Origin of the sequence: Streptomyces sp. RGM 3693 (assembly GCF_050471125.1) — a bacterium.
In the GTDB taxonomy this organism is placed as follows: Bacteria; Actinomycetota; Actinomycetes; order Streptomycetales; family Streptomycetaceae; genus Streptomyces.
In genome coordinates, this window is sequence record NZ_JBMPPQ010000001.1 from 878,455 (window position 1) to 903,887 (window position 25,433).

Annotated in this window: 27 protein-coding genes and 5 tRNA genes; 26 read left to right on the top strand and 6 right to left on the bottom strand. The window is 71.4% G+C overall.

Features of this window, described 5'->3' with window-relative positions; translation table 11 throughout:
- Nucleotides 1-86: 86 nt before the first annotated feature.
- The 6 genes from ACO0M4_RS03700 (at nt 87) to ACO0M4_RS03725 (ending at nt 1,385) form a co-directional block, all read left to right on the top strand.
- Complete coding sequence (locus ACO0M4_RS03700; RefSeq protein ID WP_430368169.1) at nt 87-812, top strand: HAD family hydrolase; 726 nt, start codon at nt 87-89, stop codon at nt 810-812.
- Between the two features lie 90 nt (nt 813-902).
- Nucleotides 903-974 (top strand) — tRNA-Gln (locus ACO0M4_RS03705).
- Between the two features lie 21 nt (nt 975-995).
- Nucleotides 996-1,068 (top strand) — tRNA-Glu (locus ACO0M4_RS03710).
- 62 nt (nt 1,069-1,130) lie between these two features.
- Nucleotides 1,131-1,203, top strand: a tRNA-Glu gene (locus ACO0M4_RS03715).
- Between the two features lie 16 nt (nt 1,204-1,219).
- Nucleotides 1,220-1,291: transfer RNA gene (locus ACO0M4_RS03720), tRNA-Gln, on the top strand.
- Nucleotides 1,292-1,312: 21 nt separating this feature from the next.
- Nucleotides 1,313-1,385 (top strand) — tRNA-Glu (locus ACO0M4_RS03725).
- A 222-nt stretch (nt 1,386-1,607) separates the two neighbouring features.
- Here ACO0M4_RS03725 and ndgR read toward each other — a convergent pair.
- A complete protein-coding gene (ndgR, locus tag ACO0M4_RS03730; RefSeq protein WP_100599612.1) occupies nt 1,608-2,327 on the bottom strand; it encodes an IclR family transcriptional regulator NdgR in 720 nt (239 codons plus the stop codon).
- Between the two features lie 174 nt (nt 2,328-2,501).
- Between ndgR and leuC the strand changes: the two genes are divergently transcribed.
- From leuC to ACO0M4_RS03755, 5 genes are all read left to right on the top strand, one after another.
- The gene (leuC, locus tag ACO0M4_RS03735; protein ID WP_430368170.1) at nt 2,502-3,932 is read left to right on the top strand and encodes a 3-isopropylmalate dehydratase large subunit; all 1,431 of its coding nucleotides are present in this window, start codon (nt 2,502-2,504) and stop codon (nt 3,930-3,932) included.
- A gap of 5 nt (nt 3,933-3,937) precedes the next feature.
- Nucleotides 3,938-4,546, top strand: coding sequence for a 3-isopropylmalate dehydratase small subunit (leuD, locus tag ACO0M4_RS03740; protein ID WP_430368171.1), 609 nt, complete (start codon nt 3,938-3,940; stop codon nt 4,544-4,546).
- Nucleotides 4,547-4,682: 136 nt separating this feature from the next.
- Nucleotides 4,683-4,928 carry a hypothetical protein gene (locus ACO0M4_RS03745; protein ID WP_100599609.1) on the top strand — a complete coding sequence of 82 codons (246 nt, stop codon included), beginning with the start codon at nt 4,683-4,685 and terminating at the stop codon, nt 4,926-4,928.
- A gap of 125 nt (nt 4,929-5,053) precedes the next feature.
- On the top strand, nt 5,054-5,710 hold the full coding sequence (locus ACO0M4_RS03750; RefSeq protein ID WP_430368172.1) for an HU family DNA-binding protein: 657 nt from the start codon (nt 5,054-5,056) through the stop codon (nt 5,708-5,710).
- Between the two features lie 100 nt (nt 5,711-5,810).
- Entirely contained in the window at nt 5,811-6,014 is a 204-nt protein-coding gene (locus tag ACO0M4_RS03755; protein ID WP_430368173.1) for a hypothetical protein, read from the top strand.
- Here the strand turns inward: ACO0M4_RS03755 and cofC are convergent.
- Complete coding sequence (cofC, locus tag ACO0M4_RS03760; protein ID WP_430368174.1) at nt 5,995-6,762, bottom strand: 2-phospho-L-lactate guanylyltransferase; 768 nt, start codon at nt 6,760-6,762, stop codon at nt 5,995-5,997. The two genes, ACO0M4_RS03755 and cofC, sit on opposite strands and share 20 nt — an antisense overlap.
- Before the next feature lie 141 nt (nt 6,763-6,903).
- On the opposite strand from cofC, the gene ACO0M4_RS03765 reads away from it, so the two are divergent.
- The 3 genes from ACO0M4_RS03765 to ACO0M4_RS03775 all read left to right on the top strand — a co-directional run bounded on the left by ACO0M4_RS03765 (nt 6,904) and on the right by ACO0M4_RS03775 (nt 10,036).
- Nucleotides 6,904-7,770, top strand: coding sequence for a lysophospholipid acyltransferase family protein (locus ACO0M4_RS03765; protein WP_430368175.1), 867 nt, complete (start codon nt 6,904-6,906; stop codon nt 7,768-7,770).
- The gene (locus ACO0M4_RS03770; RefSeq protein ID WP_100599604.1) at nt 7,767-8,768 is read left to right on the top strand and encodes an NAD(P)H-dependent glycerol-3-phosphate dehydrogenase; all 1,002 of its coding nucleotides are present in this window, start codon (nt 7,767-7,769) and stop codon (nt 8,766-8,768) included. The genes ACO0M4_RS03765 and ACO0M4_RS03770 overlap by 4 nt, the downstream gene beginning before the upstream one ends.
- Nucleotides 8,769-8,899: 131 nt before the next feature.
- A complete protein-coding gene (locus ACO0M4_RS03775; protein ID WP_430368176.1) occupies nt 8,900-10,036 on the top strand; it encodes a D-alanine--D-alanine ligase family protein in 1,137 nt (378 codons plus the stop codon).
- A gap of 257 nt (nt 10,037-10,293) precedes the next feature.
- On the opposite strand, the gene ACO0M4_RS03780 is transcribed toward ACO0M4_RS03775, so the two are convergent.
- On the bottom strand, nt 10,294-10,788 hold the full coding sequence (locus tag ACO0M4_RS03780; RefSeq protein WP_430368177.1) for a DUF3515 domain-containing protein: 495 nt from the start codon (nt 10,786-10,788) through the stop codon (nt 10,294-10,296).
- A gap of 9 nt (nt 10,789-10,797) precedes the next feature.
- Complete coding sequence (locus tag ACO0M4_RS03785) at nt 10,798-11,031, bottom strand: Lrp/AsnC family transcriptional regulator (protein ID WP_018541151.1); 234 nt, start codon at nt 11,029-11,031, stop codon at nt 10,798-10,800.
- 158 nt (nt 11,032-11,189) lie between these two features.
- Between ACO0M4_RS03785 and ACO0M4_RS03790 the strand changes: the two genes are divergently transcribed.
- Complete coding sequence (locus ACO0M4_RS03790) at nt 11,190-12,158, top strand: thiamine-phosphate kinase (RefSeq protein ID WP_390020906.1); 969 nt, start codon at nt 11,190-11,192, stop codon at nt 12,156-12,158.
- Nucleotides 12,159-12,167: 9 nt separating this feature from the next.
- On the top strand, nt 12,168-12,986 hold the full coding sequence (gene thiD, locus ACO0M4_RS03795) for a bifunctional hydroxymethylpyrimidine kinase/phosphomethylpyrimidine kinase (RefSeq protein ID WP_430368178.1): 819 nt from the start codon (nt 12,168-12,170) through the stop codon (nt 12,984-12,986).
- 122 nt (nt 12,987-13,108) lie between these two features.
- Here thiD and rpmB read toward each other — a convergent pair whose 3' ends face one another.
- Complete coding sequence (gene rpmB / locus ACO0M4_RS03800; protein WP_006602870.1) at nt 13,109-13,294, bottom strand: 50S ribosomal protein L28; 186 nt, start codon at nt 13,292-13,294, stop codon at nt 13,109-13,111.
- Nucleotides 13,295-13,526: 232 nt separating this feature from the next.
- Between rpmB and ACO0M4_RS03805 the strand changes: the two genes are divergently transcribed.
- The 9 genes from ACO0M4_RS03805 (at nt 13,527) to mutM (ending at nt 23,649) form a co-directional block, all read left to right on the top strand.
- Nucleotides 13,527-15,179, top strand: a complete 1,653-nt coding sequence (locus ACO0M4_RS03805) for a DAK2 domain-containing protein (RefSeq protein ID WP_430368179.1) — start codon at nt 13,527-13,529, stop codon at nt 15,177-15,179.
- Between the two features lie 108 nt (nt 15,180-15,287).
- Nucleotides 15,288-18,266: a helicase-related protein gene (locus ACO0M4_RS03810; protein WP_430368180.1), complete on the top strand. Its 2,979-nt coding sequence runs from the start codon at nt 15,288-15,290 to the stop codon at nt 18,264-18,266.
- Between the two features lie 160 nt (nt 18,267-18,426).
- Nucleotides 18,427-19,026: a 16S rRNA (guanine(966)-N(2))-methyltransferase RsmD gene (gene rsmD, locus ACO0M4_RS03815; protein WP_430368181.1), complete on the top strand. Its 600-nt coding sequence runs from the start codon at nt 18,427-18,429 to the stop codon at nt 19,024-19,026.
- A 26-nt stretch (nt 19,027-19,052) separates the two neighbouring features.
- Entirely contained in the window at nt 19,053-19,535 is a 483-nt protein-coding gene (gene coaD / locus ACO0M4_RS03820; RefSeq protein WP_430371229.1) for a pantetheine-phosphate adenylyltransferase, read from the top strand.
- Between the two features lie 128 nt (nt 19,536-19,663).
- Nucleotides 19,664-20,767: a cell division initiation protein gene (locus ACO0M4_RS03825; protein ID WP_430368182.1), complete on the top strand. Its 1,104-nt coding sequence runs from the start codon at nt 19,664-19,666 to the stop codon at nt 20,765-20,767.
- 201 nt (nt 20,768-20,968) lie between these two features.
- A complete protein-coding gene (locus ACO0M4_RS03830; RefSeq protein WP_430368183.1) occupies nt 20,969-21,556 on the top strand; it encodes a YceD family protein in 588 nt (195 codons plus the stop codon).
- 2 nt (nt 21,557-21,558) lie between these two features.
- Nucleotides 21,559-21,732, top strand: a complete 174-nt coding sequence (gene rpmF / locus ACO0M4_RS03835) for a 50S ribosomal protein L32 (protein WP_016578620.1) — start codon at nt 21,559-21,561, stop codon at nt 21,730-21,732.
- 7 nt (nt 21,733-21,739) lie between these two features.
- Nucleotides 21,740-22,588: a ribonuclease III gene (gene rnc, locus ACO0M4_RS03840; RefSeq protein WP_430368184.1), complete on the top strand. Its 849-nt coding sequence runs from the start codon at nt 21,740-21,742 to the stop codon at nt 22,586-22,588.
- 107 nt (nt 22,589-22,695) lie between these two features.
- A complete protein-coding gene (gene mutM / locus ACO0M4_RS03845) occupies nt 22,696-23,649 on the top strand; it encodes a bifunctional DNA-formamidopyrimidine glycosylase/DNA-(apurinic or apyrimidinic site) lyase (RefSeq protein WP_430368185.1) in 954 nt (317 codons plus the stop codon).
- 30 nt (nt 23,650-23,679) lie between these two features.
- On the opposite strand, the gene ACO0M4_RS03850 is transcribed toward mutM, so the two are convergent.
- Entirely contained in the window at nt 23,680-24,708 is a 1,029-nt protein-coding gene (locus ACO0M4_RS03850) for a CAP domain-containing protein (protein ID WP_430368186.1), read from the bottom strand.
- A 133-nt stretch (nt 24,709-24,841) separates the two neighbouring features.
- Between ACO0M4_RS03850 and ACO0M4_RS03855 the strand changes: the two genes are divergently transcribed.
- A complete protein-coding gene (locus ACO0M4_RS03855; RefSeq protein ID WP_430368187.1) occupies nt 24,842-25,123 on the top strand; it encodes an acylphosphatase in 282 nt (93 codons plus the stop codon).
- Nucleotides 25,124-25,433: the final 310 nt, after the last annotated feature.

Genomic DNA, 25,433 nt, shown 5'->3' on the forward strand with positions numbered 1-25,433 from the left:
ACCCCACGGGACCCACGGGCCCGAAAGCCACGCGCTTTCGGGCCCACTCCTTTTTCCCGACCGTCCCCTGCCGCTAGATTCCCGATATGCCCCTCCACGCCGTCCTCTGGGACATCGACGACACCCTCTTCGACTACATCGGCTCCGACCGCACCGGCGTACTGCGCCACCTACGGACCGAGGGGCTGCTGGCCGCGTACGGCGGCGAGGCGGTGGCACTCACCCGCTGGCAGCAGGCGATGGAAACCGAGTTCGCCCGTTTCCTCGCGGGCGAGCTGGGGTTCCTGGAACAGCGCAGGGCCCGCGCCCGTACGTTCCTGGGCACCCCGCTGACCGACGCCGAGGCGGACGCCTGGTTCGGCCGCTACCTCGCCCACTACGAGGCGTCCTGGGAACTCTTCCCGGACTCCGTGCCGACCCTGGACGCGCTGGCCCCCCTGGTCCGCCAGGCGGTGCTCTCGAACGCCTCCACCGCCAACCAGGAGCGCAAGCTGACCACCCTGGGCATCCGCGAGCGCTTCGAGGCGGTGCTCTGCGCCGACGACCTGGGCCACGCCAAGCCCGCCCCGGAAGCCTTCCAAGGAGCCTGCGCGGCCCTCGGACTGCCGCCGTCCGAGGTGCTCTACGTCGGCGACCGACTCGACATCGACGGCCTGGGCGCCAGGGACGCCGGCCTGGCGGCCGTGTGGCTGGATCGCACGGGCACCGACGAGCAGCCGCCAGCCGGGGTGCACCGCATCCGCGGGCTGGCCGAGCTTCCCGAGCTGGTGCGCGGGGTTATCGGTTTTGGAGCACCCTCCACGATCAGGTAATGTTCTTCCTGCGCCGCCCGAGAGGGCCGAAAGGCCCGGACCGGAAGGCGCAGATCAAGGCAAAGCCCCCAACCGGGGGTTGCACTTTGATGGCCTATGGTGTAATTGGCAGCACGACTGATTCTGGTTCAGTTAGTCTTGGTTCGAGTCCAGGTAGGCCAGCTCGCAGAGCTCATCTGCAAAGCCCCCGTTGTGTAGCGGCCTAGCACGCCGCCCTCTCAAGGCGGTAGCGCCGGTTCGAATCCGGTCGGGGGTACAGATCCTTCCCGGGGAGGCAGTACGGGTCGCACCCGCTGCCACTCACGCAGGATCGCTAGGGCCCCCGTTGTGTAGCGGCCTAGCACGCCGCCCTCTCAAGGCGGTAGCGCCGGTTCGAATCCGGTCGGGGGTACTGGTCTACACCACCATGGCCTATGGTGTAATTGGCAGCACGACTGATTCTGGTTCAGTTAGTCTTGGTTCGAGTCCAGGTAGGCCAGCTCGCAGAGCTCATCTGCAAGGCCCCCGTTGTGTAGCGGCCTAGCACGCCGCCCTCTCAAGGCGGTAGCGCCGGTTCGAATCCGGTCGGGGGTACATCGAGGGAAGGCCCTCCGCATCATGCGGAGGGCCTTTCTGCTGTTCCGGGAAACTCCGGTGGACGTTCAACGGCTCTGCGTGGCCGGGGAGTTGGTCCCGGTGCGGCGGCAGCGGCCCGTGATGGGCGGGTAGTTGGGGCGGCCGGGGTCGGGGCATCGAGAAGGTCGAGAAGTGAGCCGGCCGGCCGCCGCGGGGGAGCGGGGCCGGCCGGTGGGCGTCTCAGGAGCCGTTGCGGCGCAGGCCCTCGGAGAGGCGGGCGGCGGCGTCGATGACCGCCTGGGCGTGCATGCGGCCCGGGTGGCGGGTCAGGCGCTCGATGGGGCCGGAGACCGAGACGGCCGCCACCACGCGGTTGGAGGGGCCGCGGACGGGTGCGGAGACGGAGGCCACGCCGGGCTCCCGCTCGCCGATCGACTGGGCCCAGCCACGGCGCCGTACGCCGGAGAGGGCGGTGGCGGTGAAGCGGGCGCCCTGGAGGCCGCGGTGCAGTCGCTCCGGCTCCTCCCAGGCCATCAGGATCTGGGCCGACGAGCCGGCCTTCATGGTCAGCGTGGAGCCGACGGGGACGGTGTCCCGCAGTCCGGACAGTCGTTCCGCCGCCGCGACGCAGATCCGCATGTCGCCCTGCCGGCGATAGAGCTGGGCGCTCTCGCCCGTCACGTCGCGCAAGTGCGTGAGCACCGGTCCGGCCGTGGCCAGGAGGCGGTCCTCGCCGGCCGCCGCGGCCAGCTCGGAGAGCCGCGGGCCGAGGATGAACCGGCCCTGCATGTCCCTCGCCACCATCCGGTGGTGTTCCAGAGCCACGGCCAGCCGGTGGGCCGTGGGTCGTGCAAGCCCGGTCGCCGCGACCAGCCCGGCGAGGGTGGCCGGACCGGACTCCAGAGCGCTCAAAACCAGAGCTGCCTTGTCGAGAACGCCGACGCCGCTAGAGTTGTCCATGCAACGATACTCGCGTCTCACAGTGTGAAACGCAAGTTCAATTTTCCAGCGAAGTCGTCACTCTGTAGTTGCGGCCCTCGACCAGGGCCCGGCGTCACGCCCGCCAGGGGATATTCGCGGGTCACCGCGCACAGACGAGCAAGGCCGGCAAAGCAGCCGGCCGGAGGGAATGCGATGGGACGGACACTTGCGGAGAAGGTCTGGGACGACCACGTCGTCCGGCGCGCGGAAGGCGAGCCCGACCTCCTCTTCATCGATCTGCACCTGCTGCACGAGGTCACCAGCCCGCAGGCGTTCGATGGCCTGCGCAAGGCCGGCCGCGGAGTGCGCCGCACCGACCTGACCATCGCCACCGAGGATCACAACACCCCGACCCTCGACATCGACAAGCCGATCGCCGACCCGGTCTCGCGCACCCAGCTGGAGACCCTGCGCAAGAACTGTGCGGAGTTCGGTGTCCGGCTGCACCCGCTGGGTGACGTCGAGCAGGGCGTCGTCCACGTCGTGGGACCGCAGTTGGGGCTGACCCAGCCCGGTACCACCGTGGTCTGCGGTGACAGTCACACCTCCACCCACGGCGCCTTCGGTGCGCTGGCGTTCGGCATCGGCACCAGCCAGGTCGAGCACGTCCTGGCGACCCAGACGCTGCCGATGGCGCCGTTCAAGACCATGGCGATCACCGTCGAGGGTGAACTGCCCGAGGGCGTCACCGCCAAGGACCTGATCCTGGCGATCATCGCCAAGATCGGCACCGGTGGTGGCCAGGGATACGTGCTGGAGTACCGCGGCCCGGCCATCGAGAAGCTGTCGATGGAAGCCCGGATGACCATCTGCAACATGTCGATCGAGGCGGGCGCCCGGGCCGGCATGATCGCCCCCGACCAGACCACCTTCGACTACCTCCAGGGCCGCGACCACGCCCCCCAGGGCGAGGACTGGGACGCCGCCGTGGCGTACTGGAAGACGCTGCGCACCGACGACGACGCGGTCTTCGACGCCGAGGTCGTCATCGACGCCGCGACGCTGTCGCCGTTCGTCACCTGGGGCACCAACCCCGGCCAGGGCGCGCCGCTTTCGGCGAACGTCCCCGACCCGGCTTCGTACGAGGACCCCTCGGAGCGGTTCGCCGCCGAAAAGGCCCTGGAATACATGGGGTTGACGGCGGGTCAGCCGCTTCGCGAGATCTCCGTGGACACCGTCTTCGTAGGTTCGTGCACCAACGGCCGGATCGAGGACCTGCGCTCCGCGGCGGCGGTCCTGGAAGGCCGTTCGGTCGCCGAGGGCGTGCGCATGCTGATCGTTCCCGGCTCCGTCCGGGTCTCCCTGGAGGCCGTCGCGGAGGGGCTGGACAAGGTCTTCACCGCGGCCGGCGCCGAATGGCGGCACGCGGGTTGCTCGATGTGCCTGGGCATGAACCCCGACCAGCTGGCGCCCGGTGAGCGCTCCGCGTCCACCTCCAACCGCAACTTCGAGGGTCGGCAGGGCAAGGGCGGTCGCACCCACCTGGTCTCGCCGCAGGTCGCCGCCGCAACGGCGGTTCTCGGCCACCTGGCCTCACCGGCCGACCTGTCCGACGCCGACGTCGCTACGCCCGCGGGAGTCTGAGAACCATGGAAGCTTTCACCACCCACACCGGCCGGGCCGTTCCGCTGCGCCGCAGCAACGTCGACACCGACCAGATCATCCCGGCCCACTGGCTGAAGAAGGTCACCCGGGACGGCTTCGAGGACGGGCTCTTCGAGGCGTGGCGCAAGGACCCGGAGTTCGTCCTCAACCAGGAGGCGTACAAGGGCGCCACCGTCCTGGTTGCCGGGCCCGACTTCGGCACCGGCTCCTCGCGTGAGCACGCCGTCTGGGCGCTGCAGAACTACGGCTTCAAGGCCGTCATCTCCTCGCGGTTCGCGGACATCTTCCGGGGCAACTCCCTCAAGAACGGCCTGCTGACGGTGGTCCTGCCGCAGGAGACCGTGGACCGGCTGCAGAAGCTGGTGGAGTCCGACCCCACCGCCGAGATCACCGTCGACCTGGTGGACCGCGAGGTCCGCGCCGAGGGACTCGACGGAACGGAGGTGGCAGCCGGCTTCGAGCTGGACGAGAACGCTCGTTGGCGGCTCCTGGAGGGTCTGGACGACATCAGCCTCACCCTTCGGGAGGAGTCCGACATCGCTGCCTACGAGGCGAACAGGCCGTCATTCAAACCGCGTACCATCGAGGTCTGACCTCGGGTTTTATGGCTCAAAGACTTATTGCGTACGATGCGCCCCCTGTGCAGTTGGCGGGGGGCGCTTCGGCTTGTCGAGGCCGGTGTTGAGGCCCCGTGAAGCGACAACTCGCCGCAGATGGCACAATTAGCGCATGGAACGCGACGACCAACTCAAGCTCTACGGTTTCGTCGCCGACCGACTCAAGGACGCACACGCAAGGGTGCGGACACTGCAAGTCCCGGAGGGCGTACGGATGGCGCTGACCCGGAAGCTGCTCGTCATCACGGCCGCGGCTAAACACGATCTTGCGGACGCGGCAAGGCGTCTGGAGTGGTTCATGCACGACCTTGACGAAGGTCGTTATCCCGAAGATGTGCATGCCGATGGAAGTCCGTGAAGGTCGAGTCCGTTGCGGCACAAGGGTGATTAGCCCGTTTCGTGTTTGATTTGCGGTATATATCTGCCTAACGTGCGAAAAAGCTTGGAATCTTTCGTTCCAGCAATGTCTCCGAAGGGGAAGACGTGAACAAGGCGCAGCTCGTAGAAGCCATTGCCGACAAGCTCGGTGGCCGCCAGAACGCCGCGGAAGCGGTGGACGCCGTACTGGACGCAGTCGTCCGTGCAGTTGTCGCCGGCGACCGCGTTTCGGTCACCGGATTCGGCTCGTTCGAGAAGGTCGACCGTCCGGCCCGCTACGCGCGCAACCCGCAGACGGGTGAGCGGGTCCGGGTCAAGAAGACCTCGGTGCCCCGTTTCCGCGCCGGTCAGGGCTTCAAGGACCTGGTGAGCGGCTCGAAGAAGCTCCCCAAGGGTGGCGAGGTCGCCGTCAAGAAGGCGCCCAAGGGCAGCCTGACCGGCGGTGCCGCCATCAAGAAGGCCGCAGCGAAGAAGGCTGTCGCCAAGAAGGCCGCTGCCAAGAAGGCGGCGCCCGCGAAGAAGGTGGCGGTGAAGAAGGTCACCGCGAAGAAGGTCACCGCCAAGAAGACCACCGCGAAGAAGGCGGCGCCCGCGAAGAAGGCGGCGGCGAAGAAGGTCACCGCGGCGAAGAAGACCACCGCGAAGAAGACCACGGCGAAGAAGACCGCGCCCGCCAAGAAGACCACGGCGAAGAAGGCTCCCGCCAAGAAGGCCACGGCGCGCAAGACCACCGCCAAGAAGACCACCGCCCGCAAGCGGTAATTCCGCGGCGGCGACGCAACGCCAGGCGCCGGGCCGGTCTCCCTCCGGGGAGCCCGGCCCGCGGTGCGTACCGGCCCGGGGCGCCGTCTACGCTGGCCCCATGCAGGCCACGGCGTACACCTACGACGAGACGACCCGCTCCGGCAGCGTGCTGCTGGACGACGGGACCCCGCTGCCCTTCGACGCGGCGGCCTTCGACGCCGGCGGCCTGCTCCTGCTCCGGCCCGGTCAGCGGGTGCGGATCGAGGTCACCGGCGAGAGCGACGCCCGCCGGATCGTCCTCGTCACGCTCCAGACGCTCTGACCTGCGGCGGCACCATACGGCCCGGAGCGCCCGGCCGGTCCGCGGCACCGAAGCCCCCCGAGCGTCCGGCCGGGCTCAACGCACCTGCCCACTCCGCCCAACCCGGCACCCGCGGGGCCTGCCGCGCGGTGTGCGGCCCCACGCCCAGCGCCAGTGCGGCCCGTAGGTCGTCCCCGGTGTCCACGTCCCGGCGCACCGACGGCACGTCCGGCGCGGTGATCTCGTGCGCCCCGGACGCCCGGTGCCGGGCCCGTGAGGCGCCCCCGAAAGCCGGTTCCAATTCCGTACCGGAAGTCGCGGACAGAAGTGTTGTCCCGATATCCGCCGCATCCGCGAGAAATGCCCGCGGAAATAGCGCGGCGGAATGGAGCACCCGCGTCAGCTCGGCCGGACGCAGCGCCGGCAGATCGGCGTTCAGCGCGGCGACCGGCGCACCGGGCCGCCGGGCCCGTACGACCGACGCGCCATGGGCCAGTGCGGCATTCAACCCGTTGGCCGGAGCGTCCGGCACGATGCGCGCCCCCAGCGCCGCCAAGTGCTCCCCGGCCACCGGATCGTCCGTGACAACCGCCACATCCCGCACGTCCGCGCAGGCCAGCGCCGCCGACACGGTGTCCAGCGCAAATGCCAGCGCCAACTTCGGCCGGAACTCCTCACCGGCGGCCCCCGAGAGCCTGCTCTTGGCCCGCACCAGCGGTTTCAGCGGCACTACGAGGCTCCAGCCCACATCCGCTCCGTCTCTTCGCATCGGGATCATTCTCACCCGCCGCCGGAGCCTTTCCTGGAGTGGCGGGGTTACGGTGTTCTCGACATAGCGGGTACTCGGGGCGACACTTGTGCGGCTGCCGGCTCGCAGCAGCTTCGCAGGTCCCACAAGGAGGGTGTCCCAGTGTCCCGCCGCAGAATCGGCTTCTGGTACCGCTTGGCCGCGGTCATCTGCAAACCGCCGCTCTTGGTTCTGTTCAAGCGGGACTGGCGAGGAATGGAGCACATTCCGACCGACGGCGGTTTTATTACCGCGGTCAACCACAACTCGTATCTTGATCCGCTCTCCTATGCGCACTATCAGTACAACACCGGGCGGGTCCCCCGATTCCTCGCCAAGGCCGGACTCTTCAAGAGCGGCTTTGTCGGCCTGATGATGCGCGGAACCGGGCAGATCCCCGTCTACCGGGAAACCACCGACGCCGCCACCGCCTTCCGGGCCGCCGTGAACGCCATCGAGAAGGGCGAATGCGTCGCCTTCTACCCCGAGGGCACCCTCACCCGCGACCCGAAGATGTGGCCCATGCAGGGCAAGACCGGCGCCGCCCGGGTCGCACTACTGACGAAGGCGCCGGTCATTCCCGTCGCCCAGTGGGGCGCCAACGAGGCGATGCCGCCGTACGCCAAGGAGAAGAAGCTCCAGCTCCTGCCGCGCAAGACGCTGCGGGTCCAGGCCGGACCGCCGGTCGACCTCAGCGAGTTCTACGGCCAGGAGCCCACCGCCGAGGTGCTGCGCGCCGTCACCGACAAGATCATGGCCGCCATCACCGCCGAGCTGGCCGGCATCCGCGGCGAGACCGCACCGGCCGAACCGTTCGACTACCGCAAGCAGATCGCCCGGGAGCGGCGGGCCGCCCGCGAGGCCGCCCGGATCGCCGCGGCGGCCGGCACCGGCGACGCCGTCCTGGAACCGGCCGAGTCCACCGCACCGGCCGCCCCCACGCAGCCGGCCCGAAGCAACCGACAGGCACAGGAGGATGAAGGCAAGTGACGCGCTGCGCCGTCTTCGGCACGGGGTCCTGGGGCACCGCATTCGCGATGGTGCTCGCCGACGCGGGCTGCGAGGTGACCCTGTGGGCGCGCAGAGCGGCCCTCGTCGACGCCATCAACACCGGCCGCACCAACCCGGACTACCTGCCGGGCGTTGAACTGCCCGAAGGCGTACGGGCCACCACCGACCCGGCCGAGGCCGCCCGCGGCGCGGACTTCACCGTGCTCACCGTGCCCTCCCAGACACTGCGCGCCAACCTCGCCGAGTGGGCGCCCCTCCTGCCCTCCGACACGGTCCTGGTCTCCCTGATGAAGGGCGTTGAACTGGGCACCGCCAAGCGCATGAGCGAGGTCATCGAAGAGGTCGCCAAGGTCCCCGCGGAACGCGTCGCGGTGCTGACCGGCCCCAACCTCGCCAAGGAGGTCGCCGCCCGACAGCCCGCCGCGGCCGTCGTGGCCTGCGTCGACGAGGACGTCGCCCGGCGCCTCCAGGCCGCCTGCCACACCGCGTACTTCCGCCCGTACACCAACACCGACGTGGTGGGCTGCGAACTGGGCGGCGCGGTCAAGAACGTCATCGCGCTCGCCGTCGGCATCGCCACCGGCATGGGCCTGGGCGACAACGCCAAGGCGTCCCTGATCACCCGCGGACTCGCCGAGACCACCCGGCTCGGCCTGGCCATGGGCGCCGACGCGCACACCTTCGCGGGCCTGGCCGGCATGGGCGACCTCGTCGCCACCTGCTCCTCGCCGCTCTCCCGCAACAACACCTTCGGCACCAACCTCGGCCGGGGCATGTCGCTGGCGGAGACCATCGCGGTCACCAAGCAGACCGCCGAGGGCGTCAAGTCCTGCGAGTCCGTACTGGATCTGGCCCGCCGGCACGGCGTCGACATGCCGCTCACCGAGACCGTGGTGGAGATCGTCCACGAGGGCAAGCCGCCCCTGGTGGCCCTCAAGCAGCTGATGTCCCGCAGCGCCAAGCCCGAACGGCACTGACCGCCCGCCCGTCACCCGCCCACCGCCCCCAACGGCGCCGCTGGGCGGCGGCCCCTCTTCCGTGCCGCCACGCCACCGATGGCCGCCGCGGCACTGACGCATCCCCTACCAGCAGGTACCCTCAAGCCGATATGAGCAGCGAGACCTCCTCCCACAAGCCCCGCGTCGCCGTCGTGTTCGGTGGCCGCAGCTCCGAGCACGCGATCTCCGTGGTCACCGCCGGAGCCGTGCTGGCCGCCATCGACCGCGACAAGTACGACGTGCTGCCCATCGGCATCACGACCGACGGCCGCTGGGCGCTGACCGCCGACGACCCCGGGCGGATGGCGATCACGGACCGGAAGCTGCCCAGCGTGGCCGAGCTCGCCGAGGGCGGTGACGGCGTCGTGGTGCTCTCCGCGGACCCCACCACCCGTGAGGTCGTCTACAGCGAGCCGGGCTCGGTCCCCAAGGCCCTCGGCGAGGTCGACGTCGTCTTCCCCGTGCTGCACGGCCCGTACGGCGAGGACGGCACCCTCCAGGGCCTGCTGGAGCTGTCCGGGGTGCCTTACGTCGGCTCCGGCGTGCTCGCCTCGGCCGTCGGCCAGGACAAGGACTACATGAAGCGGGTGTTCGCCTCCTTCGGGCTGCCGGTCGGCCCCTACGAGGTCATCCGCCCGCGCGAGTGGGAGACGGATCCCACGGCCGCCCGCAAGAAGATCGTGGACTTCGCCGGTGAGCACGGCTGGCCGCTGTTCGTGAAGCCCGCGCGCGCCGGCTCGTCCATGGGCATCACCAAGGTCGACGACCTGACCGGGCTGGACGAGGCCATCGAGGAGGCGCGGCGCCACGACCCCAAGATCATCGTGGAGTCGCTGCTGCGCGGCCGCGAGATCGAGTGCGGGGTGCTGGAGTTCGAGGACGGCCCGCGGGCCAGCGTGCCGGCCGAGATCCCGCCGGTCACCGCCCACGACTTCTACGACTTCGAGGCCAAGTACATCGACTCGGCCGACGGGATCGTGCCGGCGCCGATGACCGAGGAGCAGACCGCCCGGGTCCAGGAGCTGGCGATCGCGGCCTTCGAGGCGGCGTCCTGCGAGGGCCTGGTCCGCGCGGACTTCTTCCTCCAGGACAACGGCGAGTTCGTGATCAACGAGATCAACACGCTGCCCGGCTTCACGCCCATCTCGATGTACCCGCGGATGTGGCGGGAGAGCGGCGTCAGCTACCCGGAACTCATCGACCGGCTCCTGCAGGCGGCCCTGAGCCGCTCCACCGGGCTGCGCTGAGCGGACGGGCCTTGCCGAGCGGGGCGCGGGGGCCTCGGGGGTGGGCGAACGGATCCCCTAGGGGGTGCGCGCGCCCCTTGCGGGCCCCAACGTGGCCGGGCCGGGCGGTATTCCGGTGGGCGCCGCCCTAGGGGCCGTCGTCACGCTCCGACTGCCGGCCGGTGCCCGGCGCGCCTTGCGGCCCGCCTTCCGGGCGGACGACGGGAGCGCGACGACCGGGCCCGGGGCCGGTCCGGTGGCTCAGGGGCGGACAGGCCCTAAACCCCGGCCGGAATGGCCTTCTGCACCGCGCCCGCGAGATCGGGCAGCACATTGACCTCCTGGGCGTACTTCCCCGGCACGGTCACCTCGACGTAGACCTTCCGCAGGACCGTCGTGAAGCGGTAGCCGTCGTCCTGCTGCTCGAAGAGCCACTGCACGCCGTTGACTTCCGCCGAGTCGGGGTTGGGGTTGTAATGTTCACTCCCGTGCCTGAGCACCTCCGGCTTGGGTACCCCGCAGCGCAGCTCCACGGCAGGATCGCCCCATATGGCAGTGAAGTCCGAGACCGGCTCGGCGGTACCCCGTTGCAGCCCGTTCACGGTCTGCGGCAGGTCCCGGTGGAGCGCCCGGCAGTGGCGCGCGGCCTCACCCGTGGGGGAGGGCGCCGCCACCTCCGTGGCGGACGAACAGCCCGCCACCGCGGACACCGCGGCGAGCAGGGGAAGGGCGGCCAGGTACCGGCGTCTCGCGCGTATCACCCGGCCGAGCATACGGGGGAGCTAGAGATGGACCACCGGGCAGGTGAGCGTCCGCGTGATGCCTTCCACTTGCTGGACCTTCGCGACCACCATGCGGCCCAGCTCATCGACGGTGTCCGCCTGGGCGCGCACGATGACGTCATAGGGGCCGGTCACGTCCTCGGCCGTCAGCACGCCGGGGATCTTCGCGATCACCTCGGCCACCGCCGAGGCTCTGCCGACCTCGGTCTGGATCAGGATGTAAGCCTGTACCACGGAACCTCCAGGGCGGCTACGAGGATCATGTGGGAAGAAGGGACGCCACGGTACCGCGTCACCGAGCGGAGCGGGGAGACCCGCGCGGTGAACACGGCCGGTGCGGCGCAGTCGTCAGCCACGTACGGACCGTCCGTACACATGGGAAGGGCAACAGCATGAAGGGCACCGTGGGCGAGCTGGGGGAATTCGGGCTTATCAGAGAGCTCACTTCCCGGCTCACCTCCACTCCCGCCGTACGGATCGGGCCGGGGGACGACGCCGCGGTGGTCACCGCGCCGGACCGCAGGGTCGTCGCCAGTACCGACATTCTCCTCGAAGGACGGCACTTCCGCCGCGACTGGTCCACCGCCTACGACGTCGGCCGCAAGGCCGCCGCGCAGAATCTCGCCGACATCGCGGCGATGGGCGCGGTGCCCACCGCGATCCTGCTCGGCCTGGTGGTCCCCGCGGAACTCCCCGCGACCTGGGCGACCGAGCTGATGGACGGGCTGCGCGACGAGTGCCAGGTGGCCGGCGCCGCGGTGGTCGGCGGGGACGTGGTCCGCGGCGACACCATCACCGTCGCCATCACCGCCCTCGGTGACCTGCGCAACCAGGAGCCGGTGACGCGGGCCGGCGCCCAGCCCGGCGACGTGGTCGCGGTGACCGGCTGGCTCGGCTGGTCGGCCGCCGGCCACGCGGTGCTCTCCCGGGGCTTCCGCTCCCCGCGCGCCTTCGTGGAGGCGCACCGCCGCCCCGAACCGCCCTACCACGCCGGCCCGGCCGCCGCGGGGCTCGGCGCCACCGCCATGACCGACGTCAGTGACGGACTCGTCGCCGACCTCGGGCACATCGCCGAGGCCAGCAAGGTCCGCATCGACCTGCGCTCCGCCAACATCGACATCCCTTCACAGATGTCCGATATCGGTACGGCGGTCGGTGTGGACCCGATGCAGTGGGTGCTCAACGGGGGCGAGGACCACGCCATCGTGGCCACCTTCCCGCCCGACGTGAAGCTGCCGGCCCGCTGGAAGGTGATCGGCGAGGTCCTCAACCCCTCGGCGCTGCCCCAGGTGACGGTGGACGGCGCCCCCTGGGCCAAGGCCGGCTGGGACCACTTCGGCGACAACGGGGACCCCGAGTAGATTCGCGGCATGCAGACACCTCCCCGCGTGCTCACCGTCGCCGGCTCCGACTCCGGCGGCGGTGCCGGTATCCAGGCCGACCTGAAGACGATGCTCGCGCTGGGTACCCACGGCATGAGCGTGCTCACCGCCGTCACCGCGCAGAACTCCCTGGGCGTCCAGGGCGCCTGGGACCTGCCCGCAGAGGCGGTGCGCGCCCAGTTCCGCAGCGTCGTCGACGACATCGGCGTCCAGGCCGTCAAGACCGGCATGCTCTCCTCGGCCGAACTCGTCGAAACCGTCGCGGAGCTGCTCGCCGGCCTCACCGTCCCGGTCGTCATCGACCCCGTGGGCGTCTCCAAACACGGCGACGCGCTGCTGGCCGCCTCCGCGCTGGACGCGGTCCGCAACAAGTTGCTGCCGACCGCGACGGTCGCCACCCCCAACCTCGACGAGGTGGCGCAGCTCACCGGCGTAGTGGTGCACACCGTGGACGAGATGCGGCGGGCCGCCGACGCCGTCCTGGCCTTCGGGCCGCGCTGGGTGCTCATCAAGGGCGGCCACCTCCCGTCCGACGCGGCGGACGCGGCCGGCGACGCGGTCGACCTGCTCACCGACGGCAGGGCGGAGCACTGGCTGCGCGCCCCCCGGCACGACAACCGGCACACCCACGGCACCGGCTGCACCCTCGCCAGTGCCCTCGCCGCCAGGCTCGCCCAGGGCGACACCGTCCCGCAGGCGGCCGCGGCGGCGAAGGAGTACGTCACCGGCGCGATCGCGGCCGGCTTCCGGCTGGGCGCGGGCATCGGACCGGTCGACCACGGTTGGCGGCTGCGCGCCGCGCACTGACCACTGGGGGCCCGTGCACCGACCACGGCGGGCGCGGCCCCGGAGGAACGGCAGAAAGCCGGCCCACCTTGACGGTGGACCGGCTTCCTAGCAACCGGCGGGGCTGCGCTACGGCTAAGGCGTCAGCGCGAGACCTTGCCGGCCTTGATGCACGAGGTGCAGGCGTTCAGCTTCTTCGGCGTGCGCCCGATCACTGCACGAACCGTCTGGATGTTGGGGTTCCAACGACGGTTGGTGCGGCGATGCGAGTGCGAGACACTCTTGCCGAAGCCCGGCCCCTTGCCGCAGACGTCGCAGTTGGCAGCCACGGGTCACTCCAAAGACTTCAGATGCACTTACGGAAAACCGGTCGGGTCGAGTGCATAGCCGTGCCGACGCCGACAGGAGAGGAATGGCCCGATTTTCATCGGGCAACCGGAGCAGCATACAACGGCCGCTCCTTCAGGACGAAACTACCACGGAGCCTCCGGCACCCGACCCGGCCACCCTGCCGGACCGCGACTACTGTGCGGGTGCATCCCGCGACCCCAGGAGGACGACGTGCCCCACCCGCTCGACGCCGCTGCCGTCCGTACCTGGTGCGGACTGGCCCTGGAGGCGCTCGGACGGGAACGCGAGCGGATCGACGCGATCAACGTCTATCCGGTCGCCGACGGCGACACCGGCACCAACTGCTACCTGACGTTGGAATCGGCCGCCCGCGCGGTCGAGGCCGCCTTCGACGGCCACGGCTCCGCTGGCACCGCACCCGACCTCGCCGACGCCGTCGGCGCCATGGCGCACGGCGCCCTCATCGGGGCCCGCGGCAACTCCGGCACCATCCTGGCGCAGCTGCTGCGCGGTATGGCGCAGGTGCTGGCGGCCGCCCCGGCGGAGGGGACGGGCGCCGCGGACGCCCTGCGCCAGGCGCTGCGGCGGGCCGCGACGGCCGCTTACGAGGCGGTCGCGCATCCCGTGGAGGGCACCGTGCTGACCGTGGCGACGGCCGCCGCCGGTGCCGCCGAGCAGACCACCGGCGGGGTCGCCGAGGTCGCCCGGGCCGCCCACCGGGGCGCTGTGGAAGCGCTGCGGGCCACTCCGGGACAGCTCGCGGTGCTGGGGAAGGCCGGGGTGGTGGACGCCGGCGGCTGCGGGCTGGTGGCCCTGTTGGGCGCGCTCGCCGACGCCCTGTCCGGGGAGGTCACCGCCGTCCCCGTCGCCGTACGGGCCGGTGGACCGGTCCCGGAGGCGGCCGGCTGTGCGGCGGTGGCACAGGAGGCGGACGGCTGCGGCGATCCGCACGCCGGCGGGCCCGCCTTCGAGGTGATCTACCTGCTGGAGGCCGGCGACGCCGAGGTGGCCCGGTTGCGGACCCGGCTCGACCGGCTCGGCGACTCGCTGGTGGTGGTCGGCGGGGACGGCCTGTGGAACGTGCACGTCCACGTCGACGACGCCGGGGCCGCGGTGGAAGCCGGGATCGAGGCCGGCCGGCCGTACCGGATCCGGATCACCCACTTCGGCGCGGGCCCGCGGGCCCAGGAGCCGGCGCTGGCGGCCCGGGCCGTGGTCGCGGTGGTGCCGGGCGCCGGGCTCGCGGCACTGTGCGCGGAGGCCGGCGCGACCCCGGTGACCGTCCGCCCCGGGGAGCCGCCGGCCAGCGGCGAACTGGTCCAGGCGATCCGGCAGGCCCGCGCCCGTGAGGTGATGCTGCTGCCCAACGACCCGGAGCTGCGGCACACCGCGGCGGCCGCCGCCGAGCAGGCCCGGGCCGAGGGCGTACGGGTCGCCCTGATCCCCACCCGCTCCGCCGTCCAGGGTCTCGCGGCGCTGGCCGTGCACGAGCCGGGCCGCAGCTTCGACCAGGACATGGTCGCGATGACCGCGGCGGCCGGCGCCACCCGCTACGCCGAGTTGGCCGTCGCCGAGCACCAGTCCTGGACGATGGCCGGGATCTGCCAGGCCGGGGACGTGCTCGGCCTGATCGACGGCGATGTCGTGGTGATCGGGCCCGACCTCGCCCGGACCGCGATGACGGTGCTCGACCGGATGCTCTCCGCGGGCGGCGAACTGGTCACCCTGGTCCTCGGCGCGGACGTCCCCGATTCCCTCGCCGAACGGCTGGAGCGGCACGTCCGGGAACGCCATCTCGCGGTGGACACGGTCGTCTACGAAGGCGGCGAATACGCGGCGCCGCTGCTGATCGGCGTGGAATAGCGCACCGCACCGCGGGTATCGCGCCGGCCGCCGGAATACCGTCCGCTGTCGGAATTCCCGGCCGCGGAAAGCGGCGGTGGTGGCCCGTTGTCAGTGCCGTGGTGTGCAATGGAACGCGTGGCAGCGCTCGACGAACCCCTGAAGAAAATCCTCGGCGGCACCACCGCGAAGGTCCTGGCCGAGCATCTCGGCCTGGAAACGGTCGGCGACCTGCTGCACCACTATCCGCGGCGCTACGCCGAGCGCGGTGAGCTGACCCGGCTGGCCGACCTGCCGTTGGACGAACACGTCACGGTCGTCGCCCGGGTCGCCGACGCCCGCGTCCTCACGTTCAACCACGGCCGGGGACAGCGGCTGGAAGTGACCCTCACGGACGGCAGCGGCCGGCTCCAGCTGGTGTTCTTCGGCAAGGGCATCCACAAACCGCACAAGGACCTGCTGCCCGGGAAGCGCGCGATGTTCGCCGGCAAGGTCTCGGTCTTCAACCGCAAACTCCAGCTGGCCCATCCGGAATACGAACTCCTCGACCAGGACGCCGACAGCGAGGCCGTCGACGCCTTCGCCCATCAGCTCATGCCGATCTACCCGGCGTGCCAGCAAATGGCGTCCTGGAAGATCACCAAGGCGGTCGACGCGGTCCTGCCCAGCGCCCAGGACGCCCTCGACCCACTGCCCCCGGGGCTGCGCGAGGGCCGCGGGCTGGTCCCGCTCACCGAGGCGCTGCTGAAGGTCCACCGCCCCCGCAGCAAGGCCGACGTCGCCGATGCGCGGGCCCGGCTGAAGTGGGACGAGGCGTTCGTCCTCCAGGTCGCGCTCGCCCGCCGTCGCTTCACCGACGCCCAACTCCCCGCCGTACCCCGGAGGTTGACGCCGGGTGGCATCCTCGACGCGTTCGACGCCCGACTGCCCTTCACCCTCACCGAGGGCCAGACGAAGGTCAGCCGGGAGATCTTCGACGACCTGGCGACGGAGCACCCGATGCACCGCCTCCTCCAGGGCGAGGTCGGCTCCGGCAAGGCCCAGCCGCTGGACGCCCTGGTGCTCACCCCGCGCGGCTTCCGCCCGATGGGAGAGCTGACGGTGGGCACCGAAGTGGTGGTGCCCAGCGGCGAGATCGCCCCGGTGGACGGGGTGTTCCCGCAGGGCGAGCGGGAGGTGTGGCGGCTGGTGCTGTCCGACGGCAGCACCGTCGAGTGCGACGACGAACACCTGTGGATCGTCTCCGCCCGCACGACCGGGGAGCAGGTGCTGACCACCCGCGAGCTGCGGGCCGAACTCCTGGACGCCGACGGCCGGCCCCGCTGGTCGATCGCCCCGGCCACCCCGGTGGACCTCGACGACGGCGGGGAGCGGCCGCTCGACCCGTACGCACTGGGGCGGACGCTGGGCGCGGGCGGCACCGGCCCGGCCGGCCGCAGCGTCCCCGACGCCTACCGCAACGCCCCCGTCAAGGACCGCCGGGCGCTGCTGGCGGGCCTGCTGGCCGCCGGTGGCGAACACCCCGGCACCGACGGCGTCTTCCGCGCCGCCCCGGCCCCGCTGGCCGCCGACGTCGCCTGGCTGGCGCGCTCCCTCGGTGGCACGGCCCACACCGCCCCGGTGGGCGACGGCGGGCACGATGTCACGGTGGCGCTCCCCGAGGAGGGCGGCGCGGGCGGCGGTGCGTTCCGGCGCACCGTGCGCGCCGTCGAGCACGTCGGCCGCAAGCCCGTCCAGTGCATCAGCGTCGGGCACCCCTCCCACGCCTACGTGACCGACCACTTCACGGTCACCCACAACACCATGGTCGCGCTGCGCGCCATGCTCGGCGTCGTCGACAGCGGCGGCCAGGCGGCGATGCTCGCGCCGACCGAGGTGCTGGCCCAACAGCACCACCGCTCCGTCACGGAGATGATGGGCGATCTCGCCGAGGCAGGGATGCTGGGCGGCGCGGAGCGGGGCACGAAGGTGGTGCTGCTGACCGGTTCGATGGGGGCCGCGGCCCGTCGCCAGGCGCTGCTGGACCTGGTCACCGGCGAGGCCGGCATCGTCATCGGGACGCACGCCCTGATCGAGGACGTGGTGCAGTTCCACGACCTGGGCCTGGTCGTCGTCGACGAGCAGCACCGCTTCGGCGTGGAGCAGCGCGACGCCCTGCGCTCCAAGGGCAAACAACCCCCGCACCTGCTGGTGATGACCGCGACGCCGATCCCGCGGACGGTCGCCATGACCGTCTTCGGCGACCTGGAGACCTCGGTCCTGGACCAGCTCCCCGCCGGTCGTTCGCCGATCGCCAGCCACGTGGTGCCCGCCAAGGACAAGCCGCACTTCCTCGCCCGCGCGTGGGAGCGGGTCCGGGAGGAGGTGGTCGCCGGCCACCAGGCGTACGTGGTCTGTCCGCGGATCGGCGACGACGAGGAGGCCGCGCCCAAGGGGAAGAAGGCCAAAGCCGCCCCGGCGGAGCCGAGTTCACCGGAGGACCTGGCCGAGAAGCGCCCCCCGTTGGCGGTCCTCGACATCGCCGAGCAGTTGCGGAAGGGCCCGCTCGCCGGACTCCGGGTGGCGGTGTTGCACGGCCGGATGGCCCCGGACGACAAGGACGACGTGATGCGCCGGTTCGCCGCCGGCGAGCTGGACGTGCTGGTCGCCACCACCGTCATCGAGGTCGGGGTCAACGTCCCCAACGCCACCGCCATGGTGATCATGGACGCGGACCGCTTCGGCGTCTCCCAGCTCCACCAGCTCCGCGGCCGGGTGGGCCGCGGCTCGGCGCCCGGCCTGTGTCTGCTGGTCAGCGAGATGCCCGAGGCCAGCCCGGCCCGCGCCCGGCTCGCCGCGGTCGCCGCCACCCTCGACGGCTTCGAGCTCTCCCGCATCGACCTCGAACAGCGGCGCGAGGGCGACGTCCTCGGCCAGGCCCAGTCCGGCGCCCGCTCCTCGCTCCGGATGCTCGCGGTCATCGAAGACGAGGAAGTGATCACGGCGGCCCGCGAGGAGGCCACCGCCCTGGTCGCCGCCGACCCCGAGCTGACCGGCTGCCCCGAATTGCGGACCGCGCTGTCCGCCCTGTTGGACGACGAACGGGAGCAATATCTGGACAAGGGCTGAGCCGCGGACACGGACCGACCGCGACCCGAGCCGTGAGAACGATCACGGCCGGGTGGTGCCGAGGGCGGACCCGCCCCGCAGGGGACGGACATATCGTGGGAGAGCGGAGCCCGCCGGGGCGCCCGCCCTCTTCGACCACGCTCAACGTAAGGACGGGCCCATGACCCGCGTGATCGCCGGTACGGCCGGCGGCCGCCGCCTCGCCGTACCACCGGGCAACGGCACCCGCCCGACCTCCGACCGGGCGCGCGAGGGCATGTTCTCCACCTGGGAGGCGCTCGACGGCCCGCTGACCGGCGCCCGGGTGCTCGACCTCTACGGCGGCTCCGGCGCGGTCGGCCTGGAAGCGCTCTCCCGCGGCGCCGCACACGTCCTGCTGGTCGAGGCCGACTCCCGCGCGGTCCGCACCATCCGGGAGAACGTCAAGGTGGTCGGCCTGCCCGGTGTGGAGGTCCGGGCCGGCAAGGCCGAGCAGATCGCCGCGACCCCGGCCTCCGGAGCGCCGTACGACATCGTCTTCCTGGACCCGCCGTACGCGGTCGACGACGACGACCTCCGGGAGATTCTGCTCACACTCCGTGGTCAGGGGTGGCTTGGCGCCGAGGCACTCGTCACCGTGGAGCGGAGCACCCGGGGTGGCGCGTTCGGTTGGCCGGACGGATTCGAAGCGATCAAGGCCCGTCGCTACGGCGAGGGGACGCTTTGGTACGGTCGCGCCGCTTCGGCGTCCGCCGAACCGACGTCAGCAACCCTGTCATGAACGGACCGGAGAGCGAGGAGACGAAGTTGCGCCGCGCCGTCTGTCCGGGGTCCTTCGACCCCATCACCAACGGGCACTTGGACATCATCGCCCGGGCCTCCAAGCTGTACGACGTCGTCCACGTCGCTGTGATGATCAACCAGTCCAAGCAGGGCCTGTTCACGGTCGAGGAGCGGATCGACCTGATCCGGCGGGCCACCGCCGAGTACGGCAACGTCGAGGTCGAGTCCTTCCACGGCCTGCTCGTCGACTTCTGCAAGCAGCGCGACATCCCCGCCATCGTCAAGGGCCTGCGCGCGGTCAGCGACTTCGACTACGAACTCCAGATGGCCCAGATGAACAACGGCCTCTCCGGGGTGGAGACGCTCTTCGTGCCGACCAACCCCACCTACAGCTTCCTCTCCTCCAGCCTGGTCAAGGAGGTCGCGGCCTGGGGCGGCGACGTCTCCCACCTGGTCCCGCCGTTCGTCCTGGACGCGCTGACCGAGCGGCTCCGCAACAAGCCGTGATCCGGCGCCCGGTGCGGTAGGACCGGCGCCGAGCTGACGGGTCGTCAGCAGGTGTCGGGGCGGGGGCTCCTGGCCGTACAGTCGTCCCGTTCCGTCCTTCCGATCCTGCAGAGAGTGGCGAGTCCAAGGTGGACGTCCAGAAGAAGCTCGACGACATCGTCGCAGCCGTCGGCAGCGCCCGGTCCGTGCCCATGTCGGCCTCGTGCGTGGTCAACCGCGCCGATCTGCTCGCCCTGCTGGAGGAAGTGCGCAGCGCGCTGCCCGGCTCCCTCGCGCAGGCCCAGGAACTCCTCGGCGGGCGCGAGCAGGTGGTGGAGCAGGCGCGCGTCGAGGCCGAGCGGATCATCGAGTCCGCGCACAGCCAGCGCGGCTCGCTGCTCTCGGACACCGAGGTGGTCCGGCAGGCCCAGGACGAGGCCGACCGGATCCTGGCCGAGGCCCGCCAGGAGGCCGACGAGATCCGCGTCCAGGCCGACGACTACGTCGATAGCAAACTCGCCAACTTCGAGGTCGTGCTCACCAAGACCATCGGCGCCGTCGACCGCGGCCGCGAGAAGCTGTTGGGCCGCGGCCCGGGCCTGGACGAGCAGGGCTACGAGGACGTCGAGGCCCCCGAGCGCAGCGCCGACCCGGAGACCCTCAGGCAGCGCGCCGACGCCTACGTGGACACCAAGTTCGGCGCCTTCCAGGCCGTCCTGACCAAGACCCTGGAGGCGGTCGGCCGCGGCCGCGACAAGCTCCAGGGCGCCCGCCCGATCGACGAGCTCGGCGACCACCTCGCCGCCCAGAGCGACCCGCAGACCGCCGCCCCACTACAGGCCGACGCGGACTACCTCGCCGGCCTGGCGGGCGTCACCGCGATCCAGGGCACCGAGCAGCCGGCGCCCCAGGAGGCGCCCCACACCCCGCAGCCCGGCTACTACGACGGCCAGGTCGCCGCCTACCAGCAGCCGGACGGCTACTCCTACCAGCAGCCCGACCAGGTCACCTACACCCCGCACCAGGACCCCTACGGCTACGACTGGCAGCAGACCCAGCAGCCGGTCGCCCAGGCCCCCCAGCACGGCTACGACCCGGGCGTCGACTACCACGCGCCCCAAGTCCCCCCGCAGCCCCAGCACGTTCCCCAGACCCACGGCGACCGCCCCGGCGCCCTGGACGAGACCAGCCTCTTCGACACCAGCCTGATCAACCTCGACCAGCTACGGCAGTACGAAGAAGGCCGGCACTAGGCCCCGTCCGGTCCCGCGCCGGGTGGACGACGGATGCGGATTGGGCCTATCGGGGACCGTCCAGTATCCTGGCTCTTCGGTCGTGTGTATGCCCGCGATCACTGCTGCCCGCACGCCGGACTCCCGGCGGTGGACGGCTGATACCGCAGTACAGAAAGCAGGAAAGCCATCAACGCCCGCCTCGACCACCGTGCCCCGCTCGTGTTCGACACACGCGAGCTGGGTCGTCGTCCCGGCACGCTCAAGCGGCTCTCCCGCTCCGTCGAGGCCCCCGTGGACCTCGGCAACGAGGTCATCGGAGCGCCCGAGGGCAGTCCGGTTGAGCTCGAACTCCGCCTGGAGGCGGTCATGGACGGGGTGCTTGTCACAGGCACCGCCCGTGCGACCGTGACGGGGGAGTGCGTAAGGTGTCTGGAGCCGCTGGAGCGAGTGCTCGAAGCGGACTTCCAGGAGATGTTCTCCTACCCCGACGCCGATGTCCGGACCACCGAGTCCGGCGACGACGCCGAGGACGAGGAGGACCCCTTCTACATCGAGGACGACTTGTTCGACCTCGAACCCGTGCTGCGGGACGCGGTGGTGCTGGCACTGCCGCTGCAGCCGGTGTGCCGGGAGGACTGCCCGGGCCTGTGCTCCGACTGTGGGGCGCGGCTGGCGGACGACCCGGACCACCATCACGACGCCGTCGACATGCGCTGGGCGGCACTGCAGGAACTCGTCGAGTCCAACCAGGACCGAGAGACGGACAATGAACCCCGCGACGGCGGGGATGAACCTCAGGAGAAGTAGCCGTGGCTGTTCCGAAGCGGAAGATGTCGCGCAGCAACACGCGCCACCGCCGGTCGCAGTGGAAGGCTGCGGTCCCCACCCTGGTTGCGTGCGAGCGCTGCCAGGAGCCGAAGCAGCAGCACATCGCGTGCCCGAGCTGCGGCACCTACAACAAGCGCCAGGTCATCGCGGTCTGAGCGGCTGGTGACAGGCACTGTGTCTAGCCCGAAGAAGGCAGAGGACGGTCCTTCGGCACCCCGCAAGCGTGGAGTCGAAACGGAACCGGCGGACACGGCCTCGTCCCTCTCGCTTCTGGAAGGGCGGCTCGGGTACACACTTGAGTCCGCCCTTCTGGTGCGTGCGCTGACGCATCGCTCGTACGCCTACGAGAACGGCGGTCTGCCCACCAACGAGCGGCTCGAATTCCTTGGGGATTCGGTCCTCGGCCTGGTGGTCACGGACACGCTGTACCGCATCCACCCCGACCTGCCGGAAGGCCAACTGGCCAAGCTGCGGGCCGCGGTGGTCAACTCGCGGGCGCTCGCCGAGGTGGGCCGCGGCCTCGACCTCGGCGCTTTCATCCGCCTCGGACGGGGCGAAGAGGGCACGGGCGGTCGGGACAAGGCATCCATCCTCGCCGACACCCTGGAAGCGGTGATCGGCGCGGTCTATCTCGACCAGGGCCTCGACGCGGCCGGCGAGCTGGTGCACCGGCTCTTCGATCCGCTCATCGAGAAGTCCTCCAGCCTGGGCGCCGGCCTCGACTGGAAGACGAGTCTCCAGGAGCTCACCGCGACCGAGGGACTCGGTGTCCCGGAATATCTGGTCACCGAGACCGGCCCGGACCACGAGAAGACCTTTACTGCTGCTGCCCGCGTCGGTGGTGTCTCGTACGGCACCGGCACCGGCCGCAGCAAGAAGGAAGCCGAGCAACAGGCGGCCGAGTCCGCATGGCGCGCGATCCGCGCCGCGGCGGACGAGGCGGCCGGGAAGACGCCGGACGGCGACGACCCAGCTCAGGCTTCCGGCGACACCTCGTCGCCGGCACACTGAAAACCCTGCTTCTGACCCCTCCCGGGCGGCTCCACTGCCGCTCCGGGCGGGGTCAGAAGTCTTTTCCGGAGTCCTGTGACTCTCCTTGAGACGCGTGAGGAGCGCCCGTGCCCGAGCTGCCCGAGGTCGAGGTCGTCCGCCGTGGCCTTACGCGCTGGGTCAGCGGCCGCACCATCGACACCGTCGAGGTGCGCCATCCGCGCGCCATCCGCCGGCACATCGCCGGTGCGGACGATTTCGCCGCCCGGCTCAAGGGGCTGCGCGTCGGCTCGGCCCGCCGCCGCGGCAAGTACCTCTGGCTCCCGGTGACCGGCGGCGGCCCGGCCACCCAGAGCGCCGCCGAGGGCATCGCCCCGGTCCTCACCCCGTCCGTCACCCACGGCCTGGCGATCCTCGCCCACCTCGGTATGAGCGGGCAGTTGCTGGTCCAGCCGCAGGACGCCCCCGACGAGAAGCACCTGCGGATCCGGATCCGCTTCACCGACACCGACACCCCGGCCGGCGGCGAGGCCACCGGCACCGAGCTGCGCTTCGTCGACCAGCGCACCTTCGGGGGCCTCTCGCTGCACGACACCGTGCCCGGCGACCCCGACCTGCTCCCCGACGTGATCGCGCACATCGCCCGGGACCCGCTCGACCCGGCCTTCGACGACGCCGCCTTCCACGACGCGCTGCGCCGCCGCCGGACCACGATCAAGCGTGCGCTCCTCGACCAGACCCTGATCAGCGGCGTCGGCAACATCTACGCCGACGAGGCGCTCTGGCGCTCCCGGCTGCACTACGACCGGCCGACCGCCACCTTCACCCGCCCCCGCACCGCCGAGCTGCTCGGGCACGTCCGGGACGTGATGAACGCCGCACTGGCCGTCGGCGGCACCAGCTTCGACAGCCTCTACGTCAACGTCAACGGCGAGTCCGGCTACTTCGAGCGCTCGCTGGACGCCTACGGCCGCGAGGACGAACCCTGCCGCCGCTGCGGCACGCCCATCCGCCGCCGCCCCTGGATGAACCGGTCCAGCTACTTCTGCCCCCGCTGCCAGCGTCCGCCGCGGCCGAGCTGACCGGGACCGGGCCGGCCGCCGGGGTCCGCCTCAGAAGCCGAAGTCCTGGGTCCACCACGGGCCGCCCGGACCGAAGTGGGCGCCGACACCGAGGGACTTGTACTCGCAGTTGAGGATGTTGGCGCGGTGCCCCGGGTCGTTCATCCACGAATCCATCACGGACCGGGCGTCGGCCTGGCCCCGGGCGATGTTCTCCCCACCCACGTCCGCCACGCCCTGGACGCGGGCCCGGTCCCAGGGCGTGTGGCCGTCCGGATCGGTGTGACCGAAGAACCCGCGCCGCGCCATGTCGTCGCTGAACCGCTGGGCCAGACCGGCCAGGTCACTGTTGGCGGTGACCGGCGAGCAGCCCACCCGGGCGCGCTCCTGGTTGACCAACGAGAGCACCTCGGCCTCGGCCGCGGACTCGGTGCTGCCGCCGGCGGTCGGGCCGGTGGTCGGCCCGGCGGTCGGGGACGCCGACTGCTGAGGCGCCGTGGTGGTCGGCCGGTCGGTGGGCCGTGCGGAGGGCCGGTCATCGGTCTCCCGGGACGGGGACGCGGTCGGCCGGGTCGCCGACGGGGAGGCGCTGGGGGAGGTGGACGAGACCACGGAGCCCGGGGACCCCGGAGACCCCGGGGACCCCGGGGACCCCGGAGACCCCGGAGACCCCGGAGACCCCGGAGACCCCGGAGACCCCGGGGTGGCAGCCCGTCCGGCGCCCCGGGACGCGGTGTCCCCGCCGCCGCGGTCCGCCGCGTCCGTGGCCGCGGGCACCGGAGCGGCGGAGCTCTCCTGCGGCTGGGCGTCCGGCAGCGCATCGGCGCGTACCCGGTCGGTGGGGCCGACGCCGCTCACCTCGAACCGGCCGCCGCCGGGGATGAGCCCGGACGCCACCGCCACCGCGCCCATCGCCACCGCGGCGGAGGCACCGAGCAGTCCCGTGCGCACCGGCGCCGTCCGGCGGGCCGCCCGGTGGCCGCGGTGACCGGTGGGCGCGGCCGCACCTGTCGCACCGTCAACGGGCCCCGCATGCGGGCGTTCCGGGGCGTGGGGAGCAGAGCGTCGATGGCGGCCCATCCGCAGAACTTCCTTCCGTCCAGCGTCAAGAAAGCCTCACTCGAAAGGGTGAGTCCTCGCTGTCGGGGGACTGTACCGAATGACGTCAGGGGCGGATGTGCTTGCTGAGCAATTGGCCGGTTAACGTGCACACATGGAAGACGAGGTGCGGATGACCGCGTGGGTACGCGGGCTGGTCCAGGAAGTTGGGTTCCGCTGGTTCACCCGAGCGAACGCCTTGCGGATCGGCGGGCTCGCCGGTTTCGCGGTCAATCTCGGCGACGGACGCGTCCAGATCGTCGCCGAGGGGCCGAAGGAACACTGCGAGCAGTTGCTGGAGTGGCTACGCACCGGAGACACGCCCGGGGCCGTCGACGGCGTCACTGAGATTTGGGCCACGCCGCGGGGCGGCTACGACGGCTTCGAGATCCGCTGACCGGGCCCGGAAGAGCCGCCCGGACGGCTGCGCCAAGGGCGCCCGCGGGTGCGCCGTCGCGAGCTGCTCGCGGGAGATAAGCCCTGGTGGTTGCCAACTCGGCCGACCCGTGCAAGGCTGCCGCTGTACGGATGATCTCTACGCCCCGCGGGTCCTTTCTGGAGAGTCGGCGCCATGTCATGGCGGCTGCGCACTCTCAGGTGCCCGAGGATACGGGGCGTGATCGTGTTGACCCCCCATCCGTTTGGTGAGACTCTGGAATCCCCGCGCACCTTAGCTGTTTGGCATTGAGTACACCTGGAGAATGACA

What these genes read in the sequence shown, in the direction of transcription:
- ACO0M4_RS03780 (WP_430368177.1), bottom strand. Translation starts at nt 10,788, where the DNA reads ATGCTCGGCCGGGTGATACGCGCGAGACGCCGGTACCTGGCCGCCCTT.
- ACO0M4_RS03700 (WP_430368169.1), top strand. Translation starts at nt 87, where the DNA reads ATGCCCCTCCACGCCGTCCTCTGGGACATCGACGACACCCTCTTCGAC.
- ndgR (WP_100599612.1), bottom strand. Translation starts at nt 2,327, where the DNA reads ATGGACAACTCTAGCGGCGTCGGCGTTCTCGACAAGGCAGCTCTGGTT.
- ACO0M4_RS03745 (WP_100599609.1), top strand. Translation starts at nt 4,683, where the DNA reads ATGGAACGCGACGACCAACTCAAGCTCTACGGTTTCGTCGCCGACCGA.
- cofC (WP_430368174.1), bottom strand. Translation starts at nt 6,762, where the DNA reads ATGCGAAGAGACGGAGCGGATGTGGGCTGGAGCCTCGTAGTGCCGCTG.
- ACO0M4_RS03810 (WP_430368180.1), top strand. Translation starts at nt 15,288, where the DNA reads ATGGAACGCGTGGCAGCGCTCGACGAACCCCTGAAGAAAATCCTCGGC.
- ACO0M4_RS03775 (WP_430368176.1), top strand. Translation starts at nt 8,900, where the DNA reads ATGAGCAGCGAGACCTCCTCCCACAAGCCCCGCGTCGCCGTCGTGTTC.
- ACO0M4_RS03790 (WP_390020906.1), top strand. Translation starts at nt 11,190, where the DNA reads ATGAAGGGCACCGTGGGCGAGCTGGGGGAATTCGGGCTTATCAGAGAG.
- leuD (WP_430368171.1), top strand. Translation starts at nt 3,938, where the DNA reads ATGGAAGCTTTCACCACCCACACCGGCCGGGCCGTTCCGCTGCGCCGC.
- leuC (WP_430368170.1), top strand. Translation starts at nt 2,502, where the DNA reads ATGGGACGGACACTTGCGGAGAAGGTCTGGGACGACCACGTCGTCCGG.
- ACO0M4_RS03755 (WP_430368173.1), top strand. Translation starts at nt 5,811, where the DNA reads ATGCAGGCCACGGCGTACACCTACGACGAGACGACCCGCTCCGGCAGC.
- thiD (WP_430368178.1), top strand. Translation starts at nt 12,168, where the DNA reads ATGCAGACACCTCCCCGCGTGCTCACCGTCGCCGGCTCCGACTCCGGC.
- ACO0M4_RS03850 (WP_430368186.1), bottom strand. Translation starts at nt 24,708, where the DNA reads ATGGGCCGCCATCGACGCTCTGCTCCCCACGCCCCGGAACGCCCGCAT.
- rsmD (WP_430368181.1), top strand. Translation starts at nt 18,427, where the DNA reads ATGACCCGCGTGATCGCCGGTACGGCCGGCGGCCGCCGCCTCGCCGTA.
- ACO0M4_RS03855 (WP_430368187.1), top strand. Translation starts at nt 24,842, where the DNA reads ATGGAAGACGAGGTGCGGATGACCGCGTGGGTACGCGGGCTGGTCCAG.